The organism is Lacinutrix sp. Bg11-31, assembly GCF_002831665.1.
Taxonomy (GTDB): Bacteria; Bacteroidota; Bacteroidia; order Flavobacteriales; family Flavobacteriaceae; genus Lacinutrix.
Window position 1 is genome coordinate 3,483,524 of the sequence record NZ_CP025118.1, and the last position, 23,421, is coordinate 3,506,944.

Genomic DNA, 23,421 nt, shown 5'->3' on the forward strand with positions numbered 1-23,421 from the left:
AAATCAATGAAACTAATAAAAAGTACTGTAATCGTTATAACGTTATTAATAGCATCTGTTACTTTTGCTCAAAATAAAAACGCAAGAACTTCTCTAGAAGTTGATGGTGTATGTTTAATGTGTAAAAAGAGAATTGAGAAAGCGAGTTTAAATACTAAAGGTGTAAAGTCTGCTATTTGGAATGTAGAAACACATGAGCTTAAATTAATTTTTGATGAGCGTAAGACAAACTTAGAAACTATTTCTGAAAGTATTGCAGGAGTAGGACATGACACAAAAATGTTAAAAGCAACAGAAGAAGCGTATAATACAGTACATCCATGTTGTAAATATCGAGATGAAGAGGTGATTGATGAGCATAAAGATTAAGTTAACAGATTAAAAAATATTATCAAGAAAGCCCGAACTATACTTTGGGCTTTCTTTTATTTTGGATGTCTGGTCTTGAAATAAGTTGGTGTAAAATTAACGTCTAATGAAAAAGAAAGTAAAACGATTTAATACTGACGACTTGAGTTCTAAAATTTGCTAATTAATTATACGTTGCTTTTTAGCAGTTGTAATCTGCATTTTAGAAGTTTTATAAGTAAGAATCCAAGTGAAATTGTAATTTTGATTATAATTTTTCCACATTTTGATGAGATTTTTAATTTTAAAATTGTTTTTGTTAGCTTCATTTTTAATGCAAGCACAAGAACCCGTGTCTGTTAATCTCACAGAAAAAGATGGCTTGCCAGATAAGGAATTCTATAATATTATTGAAGACAGTAAAGGTTTTATTTGGTTGTGTGCAGATAAAGGTTTGTTTAGATACGATGGTAAAAATTTTAAAAACTACAGTAATAAAGAAAAAAGAGGGCTTTCGGTATTTAATGTTTTAGAAGACGAACAAGGTAAGATTTGGTGCAATAATATTTTTGGTCAGTTTTTTTATGTTGAAGAAGATAAATTACATACGTTTATAGATTTAAGCACCCAGTTAAAAGGAGAACTTGCTTTTTTTTTAGTAAATAAAGACTATCTAATAGTGTTTTCTCAAAACACAATTTATTATATAAATAGAATCACCAAATTAATTGAAAAAACACACTATTCAAATGTAAACTACAGCTCACCTATCGAAATAGGAAATGAAACTTATATAGCCACACTAGATTCTATTGCTTTAATTAATGAAAAAAATAAGCTTAAAAAATTATTCCCTATTGGTTTTTCGGCAAGAGATAAAAACAATGCAAGTATAATTGGAGGTAGAACACATCTATTTAAATTAGATTCACTTTTGTTTTTAAGGCAAGTTCGAAATAGAAAAAACACATTTTTTAAAATTGATGTATCCAAAAAAAGAGTAAAAAAATTAGAAGCTTTAAAAGCAATTGAAAAAGATATAATTTATCATGTTTTTGAAAATAACAATAAAATTTGGCTTTCTACAAACAATGGTGTTTGGATTTATAGTTGGGTTAACAACCAGTATAAAGAAGAGCGACAATTTTTAAAAGGAAAAAATGTTACTAAAACTATTAAAGACAAAGATGGTAACTATTGGTTTATTACTTTAAATAGCGGAATTTATATTGTGCCAAATATTTATATTGAAAAATATGCCATTTCAGAGGCTTATAAAAATATAAGTAGCTTAGATAAAATAAACGAACACACACTTTTTTTTGGTTCTAACAACGGTAATATAGGTTTATACAATGTAATAACCAATACAGAAACCACAATTGCAATACCAAATAAATCTAGAGTTTCTGCCATAAGGTACAACCCTAATAAAGAGGTTAGTTATATTGGAAAAGACTTAAACGGTTACATATTAGACCATAAGTCACTTCAGCTAAAAAAAATAGCCAGCTCGTCCTCTGTTAAAAATTTTTTAATTTTAGATAATAATGATGTACATGTTATAGATTATAAAAGCATCTATTTATTAAAAAATGGAGATAATAAAGAGGTGAAAAGGTTATCCATTAATAAGCGACCTTACACCTCTTTTTATAGTAAAAAAACAAAAGCGACATATATCGCTTATGTAGACGGTTTGGTTAAATATAATATTTGGGACAAGCCAGAAGCTATAGTGTGTAAAAATAAACCTATTTATGGGTTGTCTATTTCTGAAACTAAAGACGGTGTTTTGTGGGTAGGAACTTTTAAAGATGGTGTTTACGGAATAAAAGAAGATAAAGTAGCGTATCATTTTACAACTAAAAATGGTTTGGTTTCTAATAGAATTGAAAAAATAAAAGCAGACAATAATAATTTATGGATAGCAACAGATTCTGGTATTCAGGAGTTAAATACAAATACAAAAACTTTTAAAACACTAACAAAAAGTGATGGTATTGTTTCTTACGATGTTTCTGGAATAGAAATTTTGAAAGACAAGGTTGTTTTTTCATCTAGCGAGGGACTTTTTTCTGTAGACAAACAAAAAGCATTTAAAAAACAAAAAGCAGTAGAAGTATATTTTACAAACGTAGAAATTAATGAAAAAGAAGTAAAATTAGCTTCTAGTTATAAATTAAGTTACAACCAAAATGCTATTAAATTTAGTTTTAATGTAAATGGATTGCTGTTTAATAAAAAAGGTAAATATAAATACAGGTTACTAGGTTTTAATAAAGATTGGGTCACCACAACCATTGGAGAAATTAGTGTGAAATACAATAGTTTGCCAGCTGGAAATTACACATTTCAAGTGCAACCTGTTTTAGACGAAACGAAAATTAATAGCAAAACAATAGCGCTTAGCTTTTCAATTAAAAAACCCTTTTGGAAAACGTGGTGGTTTATTTTAGGTTTCTCTATTTTAGTTTTAGTTTCTATTATTTTATACTACCGAAGAAAAATAAAAAAGGAAGAAAAGCAACGTTTAGTAGAAGTGAAACAATTATCGTTAGATAAGCAACTTATTGCCTTGAAACTAGAGAATTTACGCTCGCAAATGAATCCGCATTTTATATTTAATGCGCTTAATTCTATTCAAGAATATATTGTTTTAAATCAGAAAAAATTAGCAAGCGAATATTTAGGGAAATTTGCAGATTTAATTAGAACTTACCTTAACCACAGTACAAAAGGACATATTACTTTACAAGAAGAAATAAATTGCCTTGAAATGTATTTAGAGCTCGAAAAACTTCGTTTTGAAGATAAGTTACATTATACCATTTCAATTTCTGGAAATTTAAAAGCAGAAGATATTAGTATGCCAACAATGTTAATTCAGCCTTATGTTGAGAATGCATTAAAACACGGTTTATTACATAGAAAAGATAATAGAAAACTAAAGATAAGTTTCTTTATTTGTGAAATATCAAAAACAATCAAATGTGTTATAGTCGATAATGGTGTTGGTAGAGATAAAGCCGAAGAGTATAAGGCGAGAAGCCATAAAAAACACCAGTCTTTTGCTACCAAAGCAACCGAAAATAGATTAGATTTATTAAACTATGGTAAAGAAAAGCAAGTAGGTATAACAATTACAGATTTGTTTGAAGCTGAAGAACCAACAGGAACTCAAGTAGATATTATAATACCATATACAACACATTAAATTATGAAAGTAGTAATTATAGACGACGAACCAAAAGCAAGAAAATTACTAGAGGTATTAGTTAAAGAAAACTGCCCAAAAATAACAACCATTTTTACCGCTGAAGATTTATTAAGTGGTGTTGAATTAATTAAAAACGAGCAGCCACAAATAGTTTTTTTAGATATTGAAATGCCAGAGCATTCTGGTTTAGAAATTTTCGATTTTATAGAAGCAAGCCAAAGAAATTTTGAGATTGTATTTACTACAGCGTACAGCGAATATGCTCTACAAGCGTTTCAGCTTTCTGCAATAGATTATTTGTTGAAACCTATTCGTGCCGAAAAAATTATAGAATCTGTAGATAAAGCGATAGCTAATATTGGTAAATCACAAATTAATGTAAAATTAGAAGAGTTACGTAAAAGTTTAACAGCAGTAAACTTTAATAAAATAGGTTTACCAGTAGCAAATGGTATTAAGTTTGTAAATTTTGAAGACATAGTTTTACTAAAAGCAGATGGTATGTACACAACGGTTGTGCTTCAAAATAAATCTGAAATTGTTATTAGTAAGCCACTAAAACATTTTGTAGAATTATTGGAGAAAATCTCTACCTTTTACAAGCCGCATCGCTCTTATTTAATAAATCTAAAATACATTCAAGAGTACTCTAAAAAAGATGGAGGCTATATTGTTATGGATAATAATGAGAGTGTTTCCATATCAAAAGACAAGAAGGAAGAGTTCTTAACTATTGTACAAAGTATTGGGTAACTTTCTTTTAGAAACTCAAAATACACTTTCAGAAATTGTCATAAATTTTAAGCTAGCCTAGCTAGTAGATTTGTTTTCATAAAACTAAAAAACTCATATTATGAAAAACAAGTTACTCTTAATACTACTTTTAATAAGTAGTTTCTCCTTTGCTCAACTTCCTACAGATGAGATTAGCAGGTATTTATTTACTTCAGGATCTCTTATTAACGAAATAAATCCTGGCGTAGAAGATCTAGTGAGAGCAGGAACTGCTGGTGTCTCAAGTGTTGATAGACTTTTAACAGCTGGCGATTCGCAACTATTAAATGGCGATTACCTAACCAGAGGTAATTATAATTCTACAAATTCTTCTTTAAGTTTTTGGGTAAAAACTACTACAAACGATGCTGTTAAACGAACCGTTTTCGATAAAAGTGTAAGAACTGGCTCAGGATTTGGGACATTTGAAACAGGTTTTTTCATTCATTTACAAGATGGGAAAATAGGAATAGACGGTTCGTATGTACAAAGTAATGCACCTGGAGGAGCAAACACTCAAAACTCCTTTTCTTATACAAATACTACAAATATAGACGATGGCAACTGGCATCATATTGTAATTACAAACAGAAGAACATATCCAGAAGTTGGTAATTATGCAAATGCACATTATCTTTTAACATACTATTTCAATATATATATTGATGGAGTGGCAGAATCTTTTCAGAAAAACAATCAAAACTCATTTTCAATAGATAATCCGCTTAATGTAAATCAAAATTTAACTGTCGCAAATAAAGCTACTTTACCACAGTTGTTGAGTACAGATGTTTATTTAGATGAAATTGATGATATTTATGTATATGAAAGAGTTTTAACAACACCAGAAGTAGTTTCTATTCGTGATAATGGTGGGTTTTGTGTTCCGCCAGATGCTTCAGACTTTTCTGTAACCAACATTAACTCTGGTCAAGCTACAATTATACTTCCTGCAGCAAGTAATAGTACTTATGAAGCTGCAATAGTAGAATCTGGAATGCCATTTAATACAGCCGTTTTTACATCTAATTTATATGGTGTAAATGGAATAATACCTGGTTTATTAGCTAATAAAACATATGATCTTTATTTAAGAAAAGATTGTCAAGCTCCAGGAGTTTGGTCTAATTGGTCTAATGCAATTACATTTAGTACACCAACTTCAATAATCTATGTAGATTCTGGTGCTTCAGGAATAAACGATGGTAGTAGCTGGACTAATGCATACACAACAGTAAACGCAGCATTTGCAGCAGCAACACAAATGAGTGAAATTTGGGTAAAAGGAGGCGTTTATAATCCAGATGTTTTTGATACCTCTATAAGTTTTACGCTTACCGTTAATAATGTAGGTGTATATGGTGGTTTTGCTGGAACAGAAACCAGTTTGTCTAATCGTGTTTTAGGAACAAATCCAACTATTCTTTCGGGCGATTTGTTTGCAAATGACAATAGTACTTTAAGTTATAATAACACATCAAGATCAGATAACAGTATAAATGTATTAAAAGTAGATGCAGACAATGTAATAATTGATGGTTTTACTGTTAGTGGTGGCGAAGGAGTTAATGGAGCAGGAATTATAAAAAATGTAGAAGCAGATGGTTTTGTTTTAAGAAATATGATTATCGAAAATAATGTGGCAGTAAATTCTGCAGCAGGATTTCAATGCCAATTAAATAGAACTGGTGATGTAAAAATTGAAAACTCAATTTTTAGAAATAATTTAAGTACATATTATGCAGGAGCATATTTTTACTTCGGAAAATCTAGTAGTACATCAGGTACTGTTTATATTAATAATACGCTTTTTGAAGGTAATAAAATTGAAGACGAACCTAATAGGCCAGGAGCATCAGGTCCAGCTTTAGGTTATTATGGTACTAATGGAGGTGTTCTAAATATGCGTATAAACAATTGTACATTTGTAAACAATACCGATTCTGGAACATTGGCAACTGCAGATAGAGGAGTTGTTGTTGGAGGTAGGTATAATGGTGGTCTTCCTCCTGATTTAGATATCTCAAATTCTATTTTTTGGAACAATACAAGAAATGCAAGTATTCTTGATGAATATGGTACATCTACCTTTTATGGTGCTGGTTATACAAACGTAGACAATACTATTGGGCAAGGGAACCTAAATACAATAACAGCAGACCCTCTTTTTACTAATAGCGCATTAAGTGATTATACATTACAAGGTAACTCACCAGCAGCTGATGCTGGAGACAATACTAAAGTAGAAAATGATATTGTTACAGATTTAGCAGGAAACAGAAGAATTATTGGTACTACAGTAGATATGGGAGCTTACGAGCTTACTCGTAATTGTAACGAGTTGTTTAATTATAAATTTACGAGCGTTTCAGGCTCACCAGGAACAGCAATATTAACTTGGTTGCATCCTTTTAATCCATCTGGACCTTTCGATTTAATTTATGTAACATCTGGGCAGCCAATGGGAAATGGAACTACTGTTAGTAGCCTTACAACGCAGTCTCACACCATAACTGGTTTAAATGATGGTTTTTATGATGTTTACATTCGTGCATATTGTAATGGAACACCAGCAGCATACGTAATGCAAACTATAGGATTTAACACACCTTGGTTTGTAGATTTAAATGCTACAGGAACAAGTATAGGGAAAAACTGGGTAAATGCTTTTACAACTATTCAAGAAGCACTTGCAGTTGCACAGTCTGGAGATAAAATATGGGTTGCACAAGGTATCTATAAACCTACAGCTGGAAGTCGCTCAAACACCTTCAACTTTAATATAGATAATTTAGAGGTTTATGGAGGTTTTGATGGAACCGAAACAGATATTTCACAACGTAATCATCTTATTAATGAAACTATTTTAAGTGGTGATATTAATGATAACGATACGGCTTTAGGTTTCTCTGAAGCTAACAGAGCCGAAAATAACTACCACGTAATAACCATAAATGGGAATGATATTTTAGTAAATGGAATAGCAGTTTCTGGAGGTCAGGCAAATGCAACTAGTGGTAATGATGGGGCTGGAGCAGGAATTTTTATAGCTTCAACTGCTGTAAATTTAGTAGTAGATAAATGTGTTTTTAGAAATAATGTAGCTATTGGTGGAGCATCAATATACACTAGACCAAATACAACAACTATGCTGACTGTAAATTCTAGCCAGTTTTACAATAATATGGGTAATTATGGAGTAGGTGTTTATGTTATTAATGATGGTGCAATTACACATGATGTAGAAATTTCAAATTCATTATTTTATAATAACGAATCTAGAAACCGTAATGGTGCAGATGGTTTTACAGGAAGTGCTATTTGGTTGCGAGCAAATACAGCTAGTAGTACATTAACATCAAATATATCAAATTGTACATTTACAGGGAATTCAGATATTGGTACTAGAGCAAGTACCCAACGAGGAGCTGTAAGTCTTTCAAGAAATTCTGGAGCAACGCATACTTCTGCAGTATCTAATAGTGTTTTCTTTAATAATACAGGAGCTGGAGGCGTAACAACACCAGCTTTAACTAAAGGACATTCTACATTTATTACAAGTGTTTTGGTTAGTAACTCTATAGATCCAGATAATTTTTCAACATTACCTCCATCTTTTAAAGTTAATGTTAGTACTGCAGATCCATTATTTTTAAATGCTGCAACTAATGATTACACATTAAGTTCAAGTTCGCCAGCAATAGATGCAGGAGATAATACTTATGTAATAGGATCAACAGATTTAAGTGGAGCTGCAAGAATTTTTAATACAAATGTAGATATGGGAGCTTATGAGTATGTAACTACTTTAGGTGTAGGCGATTTTGAATTTTATAAAAAAGAAATAAAACTATACCCAAACCCAACAACTTCAGTTTTAAATATTAAAATGAAGAGCAACTTAAAACAAGCAACAATCTATTCTGTTTTAGGAACGGAGGTTTTAAAAATCACATCTAAAACCATAAATACTTCTAATTTACAATCTGGAATGTATTTAATCAAAATAGAAAATGAAACAGGAAGTGTAACCACCAAACGTTTTATTAAACAGTAGTTTTTTAGTTAGTAATTATTGTTTTAAATCTCGTAAGCGTAAAGCTTGCGAGGTTTTTTGTTTTTTCGGAAACCGAAAGAACGCTTTCAGAAATTACCATAATTTCTCACACGTTTCTTGTTAGATATTTGTCAAAATATTATAAAATACCACTTATTATGAAAAACAAATTACTTTTATTATTCACACTAATATCAACATTAAGCTATGCTCAAACTTATACTTATGATTGGAGTTCAGTCTCATTTAATGGAAGCATTTCTGTAAGTCAAAATGTTGCAGGAGTACAAGCTGAGTGTACCAATTCTTCAAATACTGTAGAAGTGCTTAATGGAGGAGGATACGCAGGATCTAATGGGAATATTATAACTTCTACAGGAAACGTTAACTCTATGACAGTTACATTTAGTGATCCAATAAACGTTCAATCCATATTTGCTTTTGATGGAAATGGTGTTGCAGGTAACTGGACATTCTGGCCAGCAGGAGGAACAAACTCTAATGTTACGCAAAGTATAGCTGCATCAGTAGGAAGTACCATAAATGTAGGTTGGACAAATGTTACCAGCTTTACAATTACAAAGAGTAATGGTGTAGCGAGATTTTCAATAGATGATATTGTATTTTCTATTCCTGTATGTAGTGATGTAAATATACCAGACGCAAATTTTAAAACCTATTTAATAGGTAATAGTAACATTAATACCAATGGAGATAACGAAATACAATGTACAGAAGCTTCTAGCTTTAATGGAGACATGTTTCTTAATGCTTTAAATATCTCTGATTTAACAGGTATTGAACAGTTTCCGCTACTAAACACATTACGTTGTAAGAATAATAATTTAACAACTATAGATGTATCATCAAATACAAATTTAACGCTTTTAGATTGTTCTAATAACTTGCTAACGACGCTAGATGTAACAAGTAATGTAGATTTAGCTGTTTTAAGATGTCATTATAATTCTTTATCAACTATAAATACATCTTTTAATTCAGACTTGACCGAGTTAAGCTGTGTGTCTAATAATCTTACAGGTTTAGATTTAACTAATAATTTAGATTTGTATAGTCTAAATTTTGCTCAAAACGCGTTGACAACTCTAGATGTCTCTTTTAATACATCTTTAAATATTTTGGCTTGTATGGATAATTCGATTACCAATTTAGATGTTTCATTAAATACTGGGTTAGGTTTTTTAAATTGTGAAAACAATGAGTTGTCTGCTTTAAACGTCGCAAACGGTAATAATTCTGATATTTTTGGAGGCGTTAATGCTTTAGGTAATTCTAACCTAAATTGTATACAAATAGATACGGGTTTTACACCAACAGCAAATTGGCAAAAAGATGCAGCTGCAACTTATAGTGATAACTGTCCTACTCTTAGTGTTGCTAATTTCGAGTTAGCTCATGTCGCATTATATCCAAATCCAACAACGTCAGTTTTAAATATTAAAACTAAGGGCAACTTAAAACAAGCAACTATTTATTCTGTTTTAGGAGTTAAGATTTTAGAAACAGCATCAAAAAATATAACCACATTAAATTTAAAAAGCGGTATGTATTTAATTTCAATTGAAGATGAAAACGGAAGTATTTCAACAAAACGATTCATTAAAAATTAAAAGAATACCAAACTAATTTTAAAAATATTAACTCAAAAAAAACAATTATGAAAACAAGATTACTATTCATTTATACTTTCTTCAATATGCTAATAGGTATAAATGCTCAGAATGTAAACATACCAGATGTAAATTTTAAGGCAGCTTTAGTTGCTAATAATAATATAAATATAAATAATGATGCAGAAATACAAGTAAGTGAGGCAAGTGCATATACAGGAACTATTTCTGTTTCAAATTTAAATATTCAAGATTTAACAGGAATTGAAGCTTTTACAGAGATTATATCTTTACAGGCTTTTGGCAATTCATCACTTACAAGTATTAATGTTAGTCAAAACACAAAACTTACACAATTGCTTATAGAGCAAACTGGTGTTTCTGGAATTTTAGATCTAAGTATGCTTGCATTTCTTGTAGATTTTAAAGGACACACTACAGCTATTACAGCTATAAATATGGAAAATGGAAATAATAGTAATGTTACTCGTTTTAATGTTGTAAATAGTACTGTTACTTGTGTGCAAATAGATGCAGGTTTTACGCCTAATTCTAATTGGGATGTTCCTGCTTCTGCAAGTTATAATGCAAGTTGTCCAGCATTGCTAAGCGTAGAGGAATTTAAGTTAGATTTAGTGTCTTTATATCCAAACCCAACAATTTCTGTTTTAAATATTAAAATAAATAGGGAATTAAAAAAAGCAACTATTTATACTGTTTTAGGGATGAAAGTTTTAGAGACAACATCAAAAAAAATAACAATATCAAACTTAAAAACAGGTATGTATTTAATTGAAATTCAAGATGAAATAGGAAATATCTCAACCAAACGTTTTATTAAACAGTAGGTTTTGTGTGTTTTAGAAACTGAAAATCCGGTTTCAGAAAGTAAAAGGTTTATTATTCAGTTTAATAGAGAATCTTTACAGTAATTAATAAATAATATCAAAATTATATGAAAATAATACTCGTAACATTAAGTCTATTTAGTGCATTGTTTTTTTCTGAAACTAAAAATATTTCCGAAGAAAACCAACCAAAAGTAGAAGCAATAAGCAAAGCAACAATAGGTAGCAGTTTTAAACTTATTAATGATACTAAAGAGAAAGTAAGTATCTACACAGGAACCGGTTTTGTATCGCTTAACAAAGGGTCAAGTACTAGTATTGGTTGTAATACTGGAAAAGAAGTACGTTGGGCAAGCAAAGGAAAAAAAGGAGATGTAATTTTTAAAATTGAATCTAAACATTGCGGTAAAACCATTAAGCTTTCCAAAGTAATGTAATAAAAGCACAAAAGAAGCTATTAATCAATTCTGAAAAAAGGGAAGTCTAATTTAGGCCTTCCTTTTTTTATTAACTATAGTAATAATTTGGTCTCTATATAATGGCCTTCTTTATCGCTTCCGCGGAAGGATTTACCGTATAATCAACCTTCTGGTTAATGTGAGTATTAAGAATCTAACTTCTGTAGTTTTATTAAAAAGCATTAATTAGTAATAGTAACCAGCCAATTACTAAAAGTAATCCTCCAAGAGGAGTAATAGGTCCTAGAAAGCGAAGTTTTTTTCCTTTAGCATCAGATAAAATTAATCCGTAAATGCTAAAAGAGAATAGTATAATACCTAGTGTAAAGCACCAGTATATTGTAGAGGTTACATTTTTAGAATTAAAACCTAAAACTAATAAAACAATAGCATGATACATTTGGTATTTTACGCCAACATCAAAACTATGTAACTGCTCGTTAGATAAAATCTTTTTTAGAGCATGAGCGCCAAAGGCTCCAAATATTACAGATAACATTCCAAAAAAGGTACCTGTAGCAATTATAATTTCTTGTGTCATTACTATTAGAATTTTATTTGTAAACAATAGGAATAATTTCTCCTTGGGCTAAGCAGTATTTGCTAATTTCTTCTTTAGTAAGTCTTGCAGTGTAATCTTCTTCATTTACCATAAAACCAATCTCTCTGAGTTTATTAAAGTAATCATGACCATAAACACGCACATGATCGTATTGACCAAATATTTTAGCACGTTCTTTTTTATCTGTTATAGTATCATCTTCAAAGGTAGTAGTTCTAGATAAATCTTGAGGAATCTGAAAAATCCCATAACCACCAGGTTTCATAACGCGAAACAGCTCTCGCATAGCCTCAGTATCGTCTGGAATATGTTCTAAAACATGATTACACAAAATAATATCGTAACTATTATCTTCAAACGGAAGGTTACAAATATCTGCTTTTACATCTGCAATAGGAGATAGTAAATCGGTTGTAGTATAATCAAGATTATCTAATGCTTTAAAACGTTTTAAGAAACACTGTTCTGGAGCAAAATGAAGTACGCTTTTTTTAGCAGAAAAGAAATCGGTTTCGTTTTGTAGATACAACCATAATAATCGGTGTCTTTCTAAAGATAAAGTAGAAGGAGATAATACGTTATTACGTTGTTCGCCATAACCATAAGGTAGAAAAGATTTGAAGCTTTTACCGTCTATTGGATCTGTAAATGTATTGCCTTTTAAAAAGAAAGCTAAAATTGGTCGTGCAACATAGCTTAACCTAATTAGTAACGGTCTTGGTATGGTGTTGAGTATTAATTTGAAGAGTTTTTTCAAAGTTGTTACAAATTTAAAAAATCTTTAAACTTATCTGTAGTTAGTATTTTGTAGATTAATAGAATACCAAAAATTACTTTTATTAAAGTTCCAATTGTTAAAATTTCACTAGCATATGGCCAATGTTGGATTTTAAATAAAGTTCCTATTATGTTAAAAATAAAACCGAAAATGATGAAAGCTAAAAGGTGTTTTATTTTCATAATTAAAGCACTAAAGCTTTCTGTCTAAACTCATCTTCCTCATTACTCACAATACCTAAAGCTTCATAAACATAAGCAAAAGTAGATAGTATCTCAGGTTTACCATCTATAATCGCTACATCATGTTCAAAATGAGCACTAGGTTTATTATCTTGAGTAGTAATAGTCCAACCATCTCTATGTTGTTTAATGCGTTGTGTTCCAAGATTAATCATAGGTTCTATGGCAACAACCATACCTTCAATAAACTTTTTACCACGACCACGTTTTCCGTAGTTTGGCATTTCTGGATCTTCGTGCATTACGCGTCCTAATCCATGTCCAACTAATTCTCTTACCACACCGTAGCCATGATCTTCGCAATATTTTTGTATTGCATAACCAACATCGCCAACACGATTACCAACTTTTAGTTCTTTAATACCAAGGTATAAAGACTCTTTGGTAACTTGTAATAATTTTTCGGTTTCTGGATCTATTTCGCCTACAGCAAAAGTGTAAGCATGATCACCATAAAAACCATTTTTTATAGATCCACAATCTATAGAAATAATATCACCTTCTACTAAAGGTGTATTGTTAGGTATACCATGTACTACTTGAGAATTAGGACTCATGCAAAGTGTGTTTGGAAAGTCGTACAATCCTAAAAAGCCAGGTACTGCACCTTGGTCTCTAATACATTCTTCTGCAATTTTATCTAATTCTAATGTTGTTACACCTGGTTTAACAGCTTTGGCAACTTCACCTAGAGTTTTAGAAACTACAAGTGCAGCTTCACGCATTAGTTCTATTTCTTCTCTTGTTTTTACTATAATCATAATTCAAAATTAATGGTGCAAAGATACTTAAAATAAAATGCTTTTTTTGTTTTCAAAAGATGACTTTTGGCAGTTTTTAAGAGTATTAACCATAGTATTTTTGTACTCTAAAAATTAATATTATGTATTCTCCAATAGCAGCAGAAGAAGCTGTAAAAGTAATAAAATCTAACAGTCGTATTTATATTCAAGCTGCAGCCGCAGCTCCACAATCTTTAATACAAGCTGTGTCTGCCAGACACGAGGAATTAAAAGGTGTAGAGATTTGCCATTTACATACAGAAGGTGCTGCCCCTTATGCTAACCCTGAATTTAGAGATAGTTTTCATGTTAATTCTTTTTTTATTGGAAAAAATGTGAGACATACTTTAAAGGCTGGAAATGGATCTTATACTCCTGTTTTTTTAAGTGAATTGCCTTCGTTGTTTAAACGCAGTATCATTGATTTAGATGTCGCTTTTATTCATGTTTCTGTTCCAGATCGTCATGGTTATTGCTCTTTAGGTGTTTCTGTAGAAGCAACTTTAGCAGCTATTGATAACGCAACAACTGTTATTGCACAGATTAATAAATATATGCCAAGAACTCATGGAGCTGGAATTATTCATGTTTCAGAGATTGATATTTTTGTAGAGAATCATCAACCACTTCCAGGTCATGCTGTTGTTGCTCCAAATGCTATTGAAGAGAAAATAGGTGCTTATGTTGCTAATTTAATTGAAGACAGAAGTACACTTCAAATGGGAATTGGAAGTATTCCAAATGCTGTATTGACAAGATTAACTAATCATAAAGATTTAGGATTGCATACCGAAATGTTTTCGGATGGCGTAATAGACTTAATTCTTAATAATGTTATAACAGGAAATTATAAAGCAATAAATCGTGGTCGCGCATTGTCAACTTTTTTAATAGGTTCTCAACGTTTGTACGATTATGTAGATGATAATCCTTTTGTAGAAATGCGTGCTTCAAATTATACAAATGATGTATCTATTATTAAGCAAAATCCCAAAATGGTAGCTATAAACTCTGCAATAGAAGTAGATGTAACAGGACAGGTTTGTGCAGATTCTATAGGCGCAAATATGTATTCTGGTGTTGGAGGTCAAATGGATTTTATAAGAGGAGCTTCTTTAAGCGAAGGAGGTAAAGCTATTATTGCTTTGCCATCTATTACAAGTAAAGGTATTAGTAGAATTGTTCCAGCTTTAAAGCCAGGAGCAGGAGTTGTTACTACACGTTCTCATGTACATTATGTCGTAACAGAATATGGTGTTGCAAACCTTTACGGTAAAACAATAAAACAGCGCGTAAAAGCATTAGTTAATATTGCACATCCAGATCATAGAGAGACAATAGAGAGGTCTTATTTTGAAATGATAGGTGGTTAAAATTTAAACCATCTTTTTTTCTTTTTTTGTTTGGGTTGAGGTATTTCGTTTGTAAGCATTTGGTATATTTCTCCCCAACCAAGAATACCTCCAATATTTCTATCGTCTATAAATAAATCGGCATGAATTTTTCTGCTTGCGTTGTCCAGGTTTTCCTCTTCTGGAAAGCTTCGATTTATAGCGTAAAAATCTATACCATTAGTTTTGCAATATTCTACAGCTTCATCTAATTTCTTTCCGTGACGATAGGTCCATAAAATCAAACGATGTCCATCTGCTTGTAAACGTTTTAAGGTGTCGAATGCAAATAAACGCTCGTCTCCAATTCCTGGATAGCCATCTTCCACAATAGTTCCATCGAAATCTACAGCAATAATAAGTCTTTTAGAAATGTTCATTTAAGATATAATTGATTGTAAAAATACGATTTAATAATAAGTTGTAGAACAGAGTTGAAATGCAATTGAAATTAATCAGCAAGCGTTACATTGATAACTTTGTTTTTGTTTTTTTGAAAATTTACATCTAAATAAAAAGGAGCCATATATCCAAATTCAATTAGATAATGAAAGTTAATGTTGCTACTGTCTTTAGGCTTACCAATAAGTTCTAATACTTCAGCTTTACTTTTGCCAATTAATATTTTGCTCTCAACTAAATCTGAAGCCATAAGTCCTTTTTCTCTTGGGCTAGCATTTTTCCATCTTGTAGCTTCAAACTTTTTAGGATTATAATCTTTACAGTTAGTGAAACCAATAAGTACGAAAAATACAATTATTAGTTTTTTCATTTTAAACTAAACTTTCCTGTGTCATTACTTTAGGTTTTTCTAGACCCATAAGTTTTAGAATAGTAGGAGCTAAGTCGCCTAAAACACCATCTTTAATTTCTTTTAATTCGTTGTCAATTAATATAATTGGAACAGGATTAGTTGTGTGTGCTGTGTTTGGTGATCCATCTGGATTCATCATCGTTTCACAGTTTCCATGATCTGCGATAAGTAAAACTGTGTAATTATTTTCTAAGGCAGTTGTTACTACTTTTTCTACACAAGTATCTACAGCTTCACATGCTTTAATAGCAGCAGGCATTGAGCCTGTGTGCCCAACCATATCACCATTTGCAAAGTTTAAACACACAAAATCGACTTCGCCTTTTTGTAATTCTGGTACTAAGGCATCGGTTAATTCAAAAGCACTCATTTCTGGTTTTAAGTCGTAAGTTGCTACTTTTGGTGAGTTTTTTAATATGCGAGATTCGCCTTTAAAAGGTGCTTCTCTTCCACCAGAAAAGAAAAAAGTAACGTGAGGATATTTTTCAGTTTCAGCAATTCTAATTTGTGTTTTGTTATTTTTTTCTAAGACTTCACCTAAAGTTTCTGTGATATTGTCTTTATCGAAAATAATATGAATGCCACTAAATGCATCACCATAATTCGTCATTGTAACATAATACAAATTCAATTTATGCATGTTCTGTTCGTGATGATCGTTTTGATACAATGCATCTGTTAACTCACGACCTCTATCTGTTCTAAAATTGAAGAAAAGAACAACATCGTCTTCTTTTATTGTAGCTAATGGAAGTCCTTTAGTGTTCGATTTTATAATTGGTTTTATAAATTCGTCTGTAATATCTGCATCATAATGTTTTTGAATACTTTCGGTTAAGTTATTAGATAACTCACCTGTACCATTAACTAAAGCATCATAAGAAAGTTTAACACGTTCCCAACGATTATCGCGATCCATTGCATAATAGCGACCAGTTATAGATGCTATTTCTGTATTCTTATTCTGAGTGTAATTTTCTAAGTCTTCAACAAATCCTTTTCCAGATTTTGGATCCACATCACGACCATCTGTAAAGGCGTGAATGTAAGTGTTTTTTACACCTGCACTTTCTGATGCATCTATTAATGCTTTGATGTGGTTAATATGAGAGTGCACACCACCATTACTAACTAAACCTAATAAATGAATATTTTTGCCTTCCGCTTTAGCGTAATTAAAAGCATCTACTAATACTTTTTCTTGAGCTAAAGTATTGTTTTCTATTGCTAAATTAATTTTCGCTAAATCTTGATAAACAATACGTCCTGCACCCAAATTCATGTGTCCAACTTCGCTGTTTCCCATTTGACCTTCTGGTAAACCAACATGTAAACCGTCTGTTCTTAACTGTGCATGTCCATATTTTGTATATAAACTATCGATAAAAGATGTGTTGGCATTATCTATGGCAGAGACTTTTGGGTCTGGGCTTTTTCCCCAACCATCAAGTATCATAAGGATGACTTTTTTGTTCATTTTCTTAAAGTTTGAGTAACAAATATAATAACAAAAGTCCCGCAAACGCAGGACTTTGTACTATAATTAACGAAAACGATTTAGTTACGTCTATACTTTTCTATAGCTGCTCTAATGTGTTCTATTCTATTGTCTGGATCTGGATGAGAGCTTGAAAACTCTGGTTGGCGGTTAGGTCCTGCTGCATCTTTTAGAATTTGCATAACACCAATCATTTCTTCTGGATCGTAACCAGCACGCATCATAAAACGTACGCCAAGTTCATCACTTTCTAGTTCGTCTCCACGTCCATTTTTAAGTAATGTTCCGTTTCCTATTTGGTTAACAATTCCTCCCATATCTGCACCAACAGAACCAGCTGTGCTTAGGCCTTGCCACATTTTACTGCTTGCAATTCTTTCGGCAGAATGCTTTCCTAATACATGGCCAATTTCATGGCCTAAAACACCAGCGAGCTGATCTTCATTTTTTAATTTGGAGAATAGAGCATAGGTTATACATATTTGGCCACCAGGTAAAGCAAAGGCATTAATTGTGTTTGCGTCTGCTAATAAGTGAAACTCGTATTTATAAGGTGTGTCTTTAGCTATACTATTATTAACTAGTTTATTGCCAACATTATCTACTAAGGCTTGGTATTGCTCGTTTGGGTATAGTCCACCATGTTGTTGAGCCATTTGGTTTATACTTGCTAGACCCATTTGTATCTCTTCGTCTGTAGTCATAGAAATCGCTTGTACTTTTCCAGTATAAGGATTTGTCTCTCTGCTCATATAATGTTTGATTAAAAAAAATGCAGCAATTGCCACACCTATTAATAATCGTCCTTTAAGTCCTCCTCTTTTCATTGTTGAATTATGTTAATTAGTTTATAAAGTTACAAAAATTCAGGATTAATATCTAAAATATTTTCTACTGAGTATTTGGTAATGAAGACTTTAGTTAAATTTTTACTTCCTAAGAGCTTATCTGTTTTTAGAATTTTTGCAATATCTAATTGTTTATAAGCTTTTAGATATTGAGACGATAATGGTTTATAGCTGTAATGCCAAGGTTCATATTTAAAACCTTTTCTGTTAGGTAAATCGGTATAAACTAAATAGAAACCATAATCTTTAGCATGAATATCCATCCATTCTTTAAGCTTACAAAAAGCACCATTATTATGAAAATTGCTTTCTAACAATAAACCTCTTGGTTGCTTGACGTTGGTTTGGTAAATATCGATATCTGTAGCCCAATGGTGTCTTGATGTTCCAGGAATAGTAGAGTATTCTATTATTTTGTCGATGTTTATTGTTGGTGAAAGTCCTTTAGTTTGATTGCTTTTAAATTTGCGTTCCCAAATACGTTTTTGGTGGGCGAAATTTCTATAGCTTGAAACGACTCCAATTTTAATATTGCTTTTTAAAGCTTCGGCTTGCATTTTTTTGAAAGCTATATAAGCTTCTTCTCGTAATTTGTAGCCTTCTCCAAATAATTGGGGATTACCTTTTCCTATTAATTCTTCAGCAGAAATAGTGTTTTGTGCAAAAGTAAGTTGCGGAAGAATTGATAAAGCTATAACAATTAATGTTGTGAGTTTTATTAAAAAGTATTTATTCATAATTTTTTGTGCATTACGTAATGGTCGCCTACGTTTGGTATATCAAAAATATTACCAATTGTTTCGAACCCATTATTTTTATAAAAATTGACAGCATTAATACGAGCATTAAACCACAAGCGGCCTATATTTTTTTCTTTTAGAAAAACGACGCCATGATTTAATAGTTGTTTTCCAAAATTAAGGCCTTGGTAGTTGTCTAAAACACCCATTGCACGCAATCTATATTGTTTGGCATCATTAAAATAATGCGATTGGTCGATTACAAAAGTACAAACTCCAACTAGTTTATTTTGATAGAATAAGCCGAAATGAAAAGTGCTTTCTAAATCATCTTGAGGAATTGGACAAGCTTCAATTGGCTTTCCTTTTCGTAATACGGCATGTCTTACAGGAATAGTATCTAAGCCTTTTATTTGTTTAATCTTAATTTCAGAATTATTTATTGCTTCAAACTTAAGAGACATGTAGATTGTTGTTTTATGTTTTCAAATTTACTAAAAATTGTAAGTATGGCTTTCAGCTTTAAAATTATTGATAAAAAAGATATAAATACTATCATTCCGTTAATTCAAAAATTAACAAAAAACGCAAATCCAGAAGCATTATTAAGAGAAGGTTTTGCTGTAATGGTTGAAGAAAATTATGAATGCGCTGGTGTTTTTGATAATGAAAAACTAATTGGTATTTGTGGCATGTGGTTTCAAACAAGACATTATGCAGGGAAATCTATGGAAGTAGATCATGTTTATATTGAGGATGCATACCAAGGTAAAGGTTTGGGTAAAACATTTTTTAAATGGTTGTACGATTATGCGAAGTCTAAGGGTTGTGCCATATCAAATCTCCTTGAAGACCAACAATACTTATAGTAATGAAGTGACGGTTTCGTTGGTGTAAGTTGTAGTGCTATTGACGTTATTGGAGAATATTGTTAGTGTGTTGAAAAAATATTTTTGGTCTCTAATGTATATTATTACTCCATTTAAAGGTGTAATTGATAAAAGGCAAATATAATCGATGAAATACACAATAATAATTAAAAATAATGATGTTTAATCTAGATAAATTACTATTTTTGCCATCGGAAATGCGAGAGTAGCTCAGTTGGTAGAGCGTCAGCCTTCCAAGCTGAATGTCGCCAGTTCGAACCTGGTCTCTCGCTCAAAAGCCTTATCTAATCGATGAGGCTTTTTTTATGCATAATTTTTAGAAGAAGTGTAATATTTTGTGACTCCTCTCTTTATTAGTTATAGAGAGGAGGTTTCGGTTTTAACCGAAATAGGAAAGTTTGAGGTAAAGCGCGAAGCCGTTTTAAAACTTAATATGAGAATTTCTGTTTTTGTTGGTGCCTTTTGCTAATAAAGAATCTATCGTATTTTTTATTTCAATAAATTTAAAGAAGTGTTTGTTTCAACTTCATAAGCGTCTTTTTCGTATTCGAAAACTCTAGCTTTTAAAGGGCCTTTCAAAATAACATCATTTCCTTTTACTTCAAGATAGCTTCCTTCTCGTAAACCAATTACAGGTTGCGTGTTGAATTTATGGAATTCTTTAATACGTGTCTCCCGTGTTTCTCCCATATGTTTGCTCCCAATTACTGGGTCTAGGTAATGCGGATTGATATTAAAAGGAACAAAACCTAAAGTTTTAAAACTTGGAGGATAGACAATTGGCATATCATTGGTTGTATTCATTGTTAGTCCACAAATATTACTGCCAGCACTTGTGCCTAAGTACGGTGTGCCATTATTAATAACTTCTTTTAAAGCGTTTAAACATTTGTTTTTATAGAGCTGACTAACCAAAACAAATGTATTTCCACCACCAACATAAATACCTTTCGCCTGTTTTATGGCTTCAGTTGGGTTTTTAAATTCGTGAATGCCTTTTACTTTTTTGCCTATACTTTCGAAAGGTTTTAAAATTTTCTGGGTGTACTCTTCATGAGAAATTCCGCCAGGTCTAGCATAAGGTATAAAAAGAATTTCGTCTAAATCTTTAAAATGAATTTTTAACTCCTCTAAAAGATAGTCTAATGGTTCTCCTCCAAAAACGGTAGATGTGCTAGCAATAATTATACTTCTCATTATGGTTTATTTATTGTAAATTTATAGTATAACAATTTAACTATAAAATCTAAAGAGTCCTCTTTTTAACAAAAGTTTAAAACTCTTTTAAATTTTAATTAAGAAATGAAAACCGTTATTTACATATCTAAACCTAACCACATGAAACAATTACTACTCGTATTATTTTTGTCTTTAGCAACCTTTTCTGTGTTTGCTCAAGATAGCACACGAATTGAAGTTAAAGGTAAAATAATTGTAGATGTCGAAGATCTAGAAAATATTACCATTTACAATACGTCTTCAAATAAAGGAACAGTTACAGATTCCATTGGAAATTTTAATTTAAAGGTTGCTTTAAACGATGAGATTCGTATTTCTTCAGTTCAATTAATTCCTTTTACAACTAAAATTACTGAAGCAGTTATTGATACTAAAGTTTTAAAAATATATTTAAAAGAGTATATAAACACACTAGACGAAGTTATTTTGTTGCCATACGATTTATCAGGAGACCTTACTACTGATGCTTTAGATGCGAAAATCTCTGATCCTATAGTTTTTAATTTTGAAAGCTTCGAGAATTTTGAAATGCCAGAAGATTACCACTCTAAAGTAGAAAATATGGCAGTAGGTTCGCAAAATGATAGGATAAGATATCAATTAAATGGTATAGCAATAATAGGTGGCCTAGCTAAATTAATTTTTAAGAATAAGAAGAAAAGTAAAGATTATAAAGACCCAAGATTAGAAACACCAATTTCTAATATTTCTGAAACGTTTAAACCATCATATTTTACAGAGAATTATAATATTCCGGAAGAAAAAGTACAATCATTTATAGCGTTTTTAGAAAGATCTCAATATGATACTTCTTTATTAGAACCTAAAAATGAATTAAAATTAATAGAATATTTACACTCAAAAAGTAAAACATTCTTAGCAATTAAAAATGAAGGTAAAGAGTAGTATATTTTTTCTAACATTTTTAATTACATGTTTTAGCTTTTCTCAAAGCATAAGTTTGGTAGGTATAGTTAATGGAGAAGAAAGTGTAGAAAATATTCATGTTATTAATCGTACTCAAAAAAAGTACGCAACTACAAACGATAAAGGTGAATTTAATATTGAAGCAATAAAGAATGATACCATTGTTCTTACATCAATACAATACAAATCCTTAACACATATTGTTACTGCAGATAATATTAAAAATAAAACACTTAATATTAACCTTGAGACTCAAGTAAACGAATTACCCGAAGCAGTAATTGGTTTCACCTTAACAGGAGATTTAAGTAAAGATGTTCTAAATTCTGATGCCAAAAGAACAATAGATTTTTACGATGTTGGAATCCCTGGCTATAAAGGGAAAAGAAAAACTAAAAGTGAACGATTATTGGCTGAAGCTGGTGAGTTTGAGCCATCAATGTTACTTGGTATTCTTGGAGGCTCAGTTCCATTAAACCCAATTTTAAATGCAATCTCAGGAAGGACTAAAGAACTTAAAAAACGAGTTAAATTAGAAGCAAATACAAAGATGATGAATGCTTTAAAAAATAGATTGTCTGAAGCTTTTTTTAAAGAAAATGAATTAAAAGAAGACTTTAAGTCAGATTTTTTTTATTTCTGTGCAGAAGATGAAACTTTTAAAACGAGATGTGCTTCTAGCGATTTAGAAGCTTTAAAATTTATGAAAGAAAAATATCTTATTTATAAAGAAAATCTAGCTTTAAAAGAATAACTCGAAACTTGGAATGCTTTTTGACTTCTTTCAGTAAGTTTGTAATCGAAATATAATAGTATGAAATTTTTTAAACCATTATTAGTTTTAGCAGTAATAGCCTCGTTAGCCTTTACTAGTGTACATAAATATTATGTAAGTATTACCAAAATTGAATATGTAAAAGAGAAGCAATCGGTACAGATTATTACGCGTATTTTTATTGATGATTTCGAAAGACTCCTTAAAGAACGCTACAACAATAAAATAGTTTTAGACGCAAGTAAAGACGAAACACAAATCGATAGCTATATAAAAAAGTACTTGCTTTCTAGACTAAAGATAAATATTAACGAAAAAGAATCTGTTATAAAATTCATTGGTAAAGAGTATGATGACGATGTGGTACAGTGCTATTTAGAGATTGAAGATGTAACAAATGTAAAATCTTTCAGTATAGAAAATAGCGTGCTTTACGATATGTTTAGTGAACAAAAAAATATAGTGCGAACACATATAAATGGAAAGCATAAATCCTTTATATTAATTCCTGAAAACGATAAAGGAATGTTAAACTTCTAAAAAAAAGAATGTTTAAATCTTAAAATTTGTTAAATTCAGCCTCTATTCTGAAAACAACA

Annotated in this window: 22 protein-coding genes and 1 tRNA gene; 13 read left to right on the plus strand and 10 right to left on the minus strand. The window is 31.0% G+C overall.

Annotation, left to right across the window (positions count from 1 at the left end):
- Positions 1–6 precede the first annotated feature (6 nt).
- From CW733_RS15555 to CW733_RS15585, 7 genes are all read left to right on the plus strand, one after another.
- Positions 7–369 (plus strand): heavy-metal-associated domain-containing protein, encoded by a 363-nt coding sequence (locus tag CW733_RS15555; protein WP_100998321.1) that lies wholly within the window; start codon positions 7–9, stop codon positions 367–369.
- A gap of 313 nt (positions 370–682) precedes the next feature.
- On the plus strand, positions 683–3,565 hold the full coding sequence (locus CW733_RS15560) for a sensor histidine kinase (RefSeq protein WP_198520084.1): 2,883 nt from the start codon (positions 683–685) through the stop codon (positions 3,563–3,565).
- A 3-nt stretch (positions 3,566–3,568) separates the two neighbouring features.
- A complete protein-coding gene (locus CW733_RS15565; protein ID WP_100998325.1) occupies positions 3,569–4,321 on the plus strand; it encodes a LytTR family DNA-binding domain-containing protein in 753 nt (250 codons plus the stop codon).
- A 100-nt stretch (positions 4,322–4,421) separates the two neighbouring features.
- Complete coding sequence (locus CW733_RS15570; protein WP_100998327.1) at positions 4,422–8,399, plus strand: choice-of-anchor Q domain-containing protein; 3,978 nt, start codon at positions 4,422–4,424, stop codon at positions 8,397–8,399.
- Positions 8,400–8,557: 158 nt separating this feature from the next.
- Entirely contained in the window at positions 8,558–10,030 is a 1,473-nt protein-coding gene (locus CW733_RS15575; RefSeq protein WP_100998329.1) for a T9SS type A sorting domain-containing protein, read from the plus strand.
- Positions 10,031–10,077: 47 nt separating this feature from the next.
- A complete protein-coding gene (locus tag CW733_RS15580) occupies positions 10,078–10,878 on the plus strand; it encodes a T9SS type A sorting domain-containing protein (protein WP_100998331.1) in 801 nt (266 codons plus the stop codon).
- Positions 10,879–10,985: 107 nt separating this feature from the next.
- On the plus strand, positions 10,986–11,315 hold the full coding sequence (locus tag CW733_RS15585; RefSeq protein WP_100998333.1) for a hypothetical protein: 330 nt from the start codon (positions 10,986–10,988) through the stop codon (positions 11,313–11,315).
- A 193-nt stretch (positions 11,316–11,508) separates the two neighbouring features.
- Here CW733_RS15585 and CW733_RS15590 read toward each other — a convergent pair whose 3' ends face one another.
- From CW733_RS15590 to map, 3 genes are all read right to left on the minus strand, one after another.
- Positions 11,509–11,877 carry a DUF423 domain-containing protein gene (locus CW733_RS15590; protein WP_100998891.1) on the minus strand — a complete coding sequence of 123 codons (369 nt, stop codon included), beginning with the start codon at positions 11,875–11,877 and terminating at the stop codon, positions 11,509–11,511.
- A gap of 13 nt (positions 11,878–11,890) precedes the next feature.
- Entirely contained in the window at positions 11,891–12,655 is a 765-nt protein-coding gene (locus CW733_RS15595; protein ID WP_100998335.1) for a class I SAM-dependent methyltransferase, read from the minus strand.
- A gap of 205 nt (positions 12,656–12,860) precedes the next feature.
- Complete coding sequence (map, locus tag CW733_RS15605; RefSeq protein WP_100998339.1) at positions 12,861–13,679, minus strand: type I methionyl aminopeptidase; 819 nt, start codon at positions 13,677–13,679, stop codon at positions 12,861–12,863.
- Positions 13,680–13,801: 122 nt separating this feature from the next.
- Here map and CW733_RS15610 point away from each other — a divergent pair, with 122 nt between their 5' ends.
- Positions 13,802–15,073: an acetyl-CoA hydrolase/transferase family protein gene (locus CW733_RS15610; protein ID WP_100998341.1), complete on the plus strand. Its 1,272-nt coding sequence runs from the start codon at positions 13,802–13,804 to the stop codon at positions 15,071–15,073.
- Here the strand turns inward: CW733_RS15610 and CW733_RS15615 are convergent.
- The 6 genes from CW733_RS15615 to CW733_RS15640 form a co-directional block, all read right to left on the minus strand.
- Complete coding sequence (locus CW733_RS15615; protein ID WP_100998343.1) at positions 15,070–15,471, minus strand: BT0820 family HAD-type phosphatase; 402 nt, start codon at positions 15,469–15,471, stop codon at positions 15,070–15,072. The two genes, CW733_RS15610 and CW733_RS15615, sit on opposite strands and share 4 nt — an antisense overlap.
- 71 nt (positions 15,472–15,542) lie before the next feature.
- Positions 15,543–15,863, minus strand: a complete 321-nt coding sequence (locus tag CW733_RS15620; RefSeq protein WP_100998345.1) for a hypothetical protein — start codon at positions 15,861–15,863, stop codon at positions 15,543–15,545.
- A 1-nt stretch (position 15,864) separates the two neighbouring features.
- Entirely contained in the window at positions 15,865–17,382 is a 1,518-nt protein-coding gene (gpmI, locus tag CW733_RS15625) for a 2,3-bisphosphoglycerate-independent phosphoglycerate mutase (protein WP_100998347.1), read from the minus strand.
- Between the two features lie 80 nt (positions 17,383–17,462).
- Entirely contained in the window at positions 17,463–18,230 is a 768-nt protein-coding gene (locus CW733_RS15630) for a M48 family metalloprotease (RefSeq protein ID WP_100998349.1), read from the minus strand.
- Positions 18,231–18,259: 29 nt separating this feature from the next.
- Positions 18,260–18,988 carry a M15 family metallopeptidase gene (locus tag CW733_RS15635; protein ID WP_100998351.1) on the minus strand — a complete coding sequence of 243 codons (729 nt, stop codon included), beginning with the start codon at positions 18,986–18,988 and terminating at the stop codon, positions 18,260–18,262.
- Positions 18,985–19,455, minus strand: a complete 471-nt coding sequence (locus CW733_RS15640) for a GNAT family N-acetyltransferase (RefSeq protein ID WP_100998353.1) — start codon at positions 19,453–19,455, stop codon at positions 18,985–18,987. The genes CW733_RS15635 and CW733_RS15640 overlap by 4 nt, the downstream gene beginning before the upstream one ends.
- 45 nt (positions 19,456–19,500) lie before the next feature.
- Between CW733_RS15640 and CW733_RS15645 the strand changes: the two genes are divergently transcribed.
- Complete coding sequence (locus CW733_RS15645; protein WP_100998893.1) at positions 19,501–19,860, plus strand: GNAT family N-acetyltransferase; 360 nt, start codon at positions 19,501–19,503, stop codon at positions 19,858–19,860.
- Positions 19,861–20,080: 220 nt separating this feature from the next.
- A tRNA-Gly gene (locus tag CW733_RS15650) sits at positions 20,081–20,153 on the plus strand.
- 217 nt (positions 20,154–20,370) lie between these two features.
- On the opposite strand, the gene pepE is transcribed toward CW733_RS15650, so the two are convergent.
- Positions 20,371–21,078 (minus strand): dipeptidase PepE, encoded by a 708-nt coding sequence (gene pepE / locus CW733_RS15655; protein ID WP_100998355.1) that lies wholly within the window; start codon positions 21,076–21,078, stop codon positions 20,371–20,373.
- Positions 21,079–21,219: 141 nt separating this feature from the next.
- On the opposite strand from pepE, the gene CW733_RS15660 reads away from it, so the two are divergent.
- Genes CW733_RS15660 through CW733_RS15670 form a run of 3 tightly spaced genes read left to right on the plus strand, consistent with a single transcriptional unit; the run spans position 21,220 to position 23,362 of the window.
- Entirely contained in the window at positions 21,220–22,026 is an 807-nt protein-coding gene (locus CW733_RS15660; protein ID WP_100998357.1) for a carboxypeptidase-like regulatory domain-containing protein, read from the plus strand.
- Positions 22,027–22,081: 55 nt separating this feature from the next.
- Positions 22,082–22,801 carry a carboxypeptidase-like regulatory domain-containing protein gene (locus CW733_RS15665; RefSeq protein ID WP_157811596.1) on the plus strand — a complete coding sequence of 240 codons (720 nt, stop codon included), beginning with the start codon at positions 22,082–22,084 and terminating at the stop codon, positions 22,799–22,801.
- 60 nt (positions 22,802–22,861) lie between these two features.
- Positions 22,862–23,362, plus strand: coding sequence for a DUF6702 family protein (locus CW733_RS15670; protein ID WP_100998360.1), 501 nt, complete (start codon positions 22,862–22,864; stop codon positions 23,360–23,362).
- The last annotated feature ends 59 nt before the right edge of the window (positions 23,363–23,421 follow it).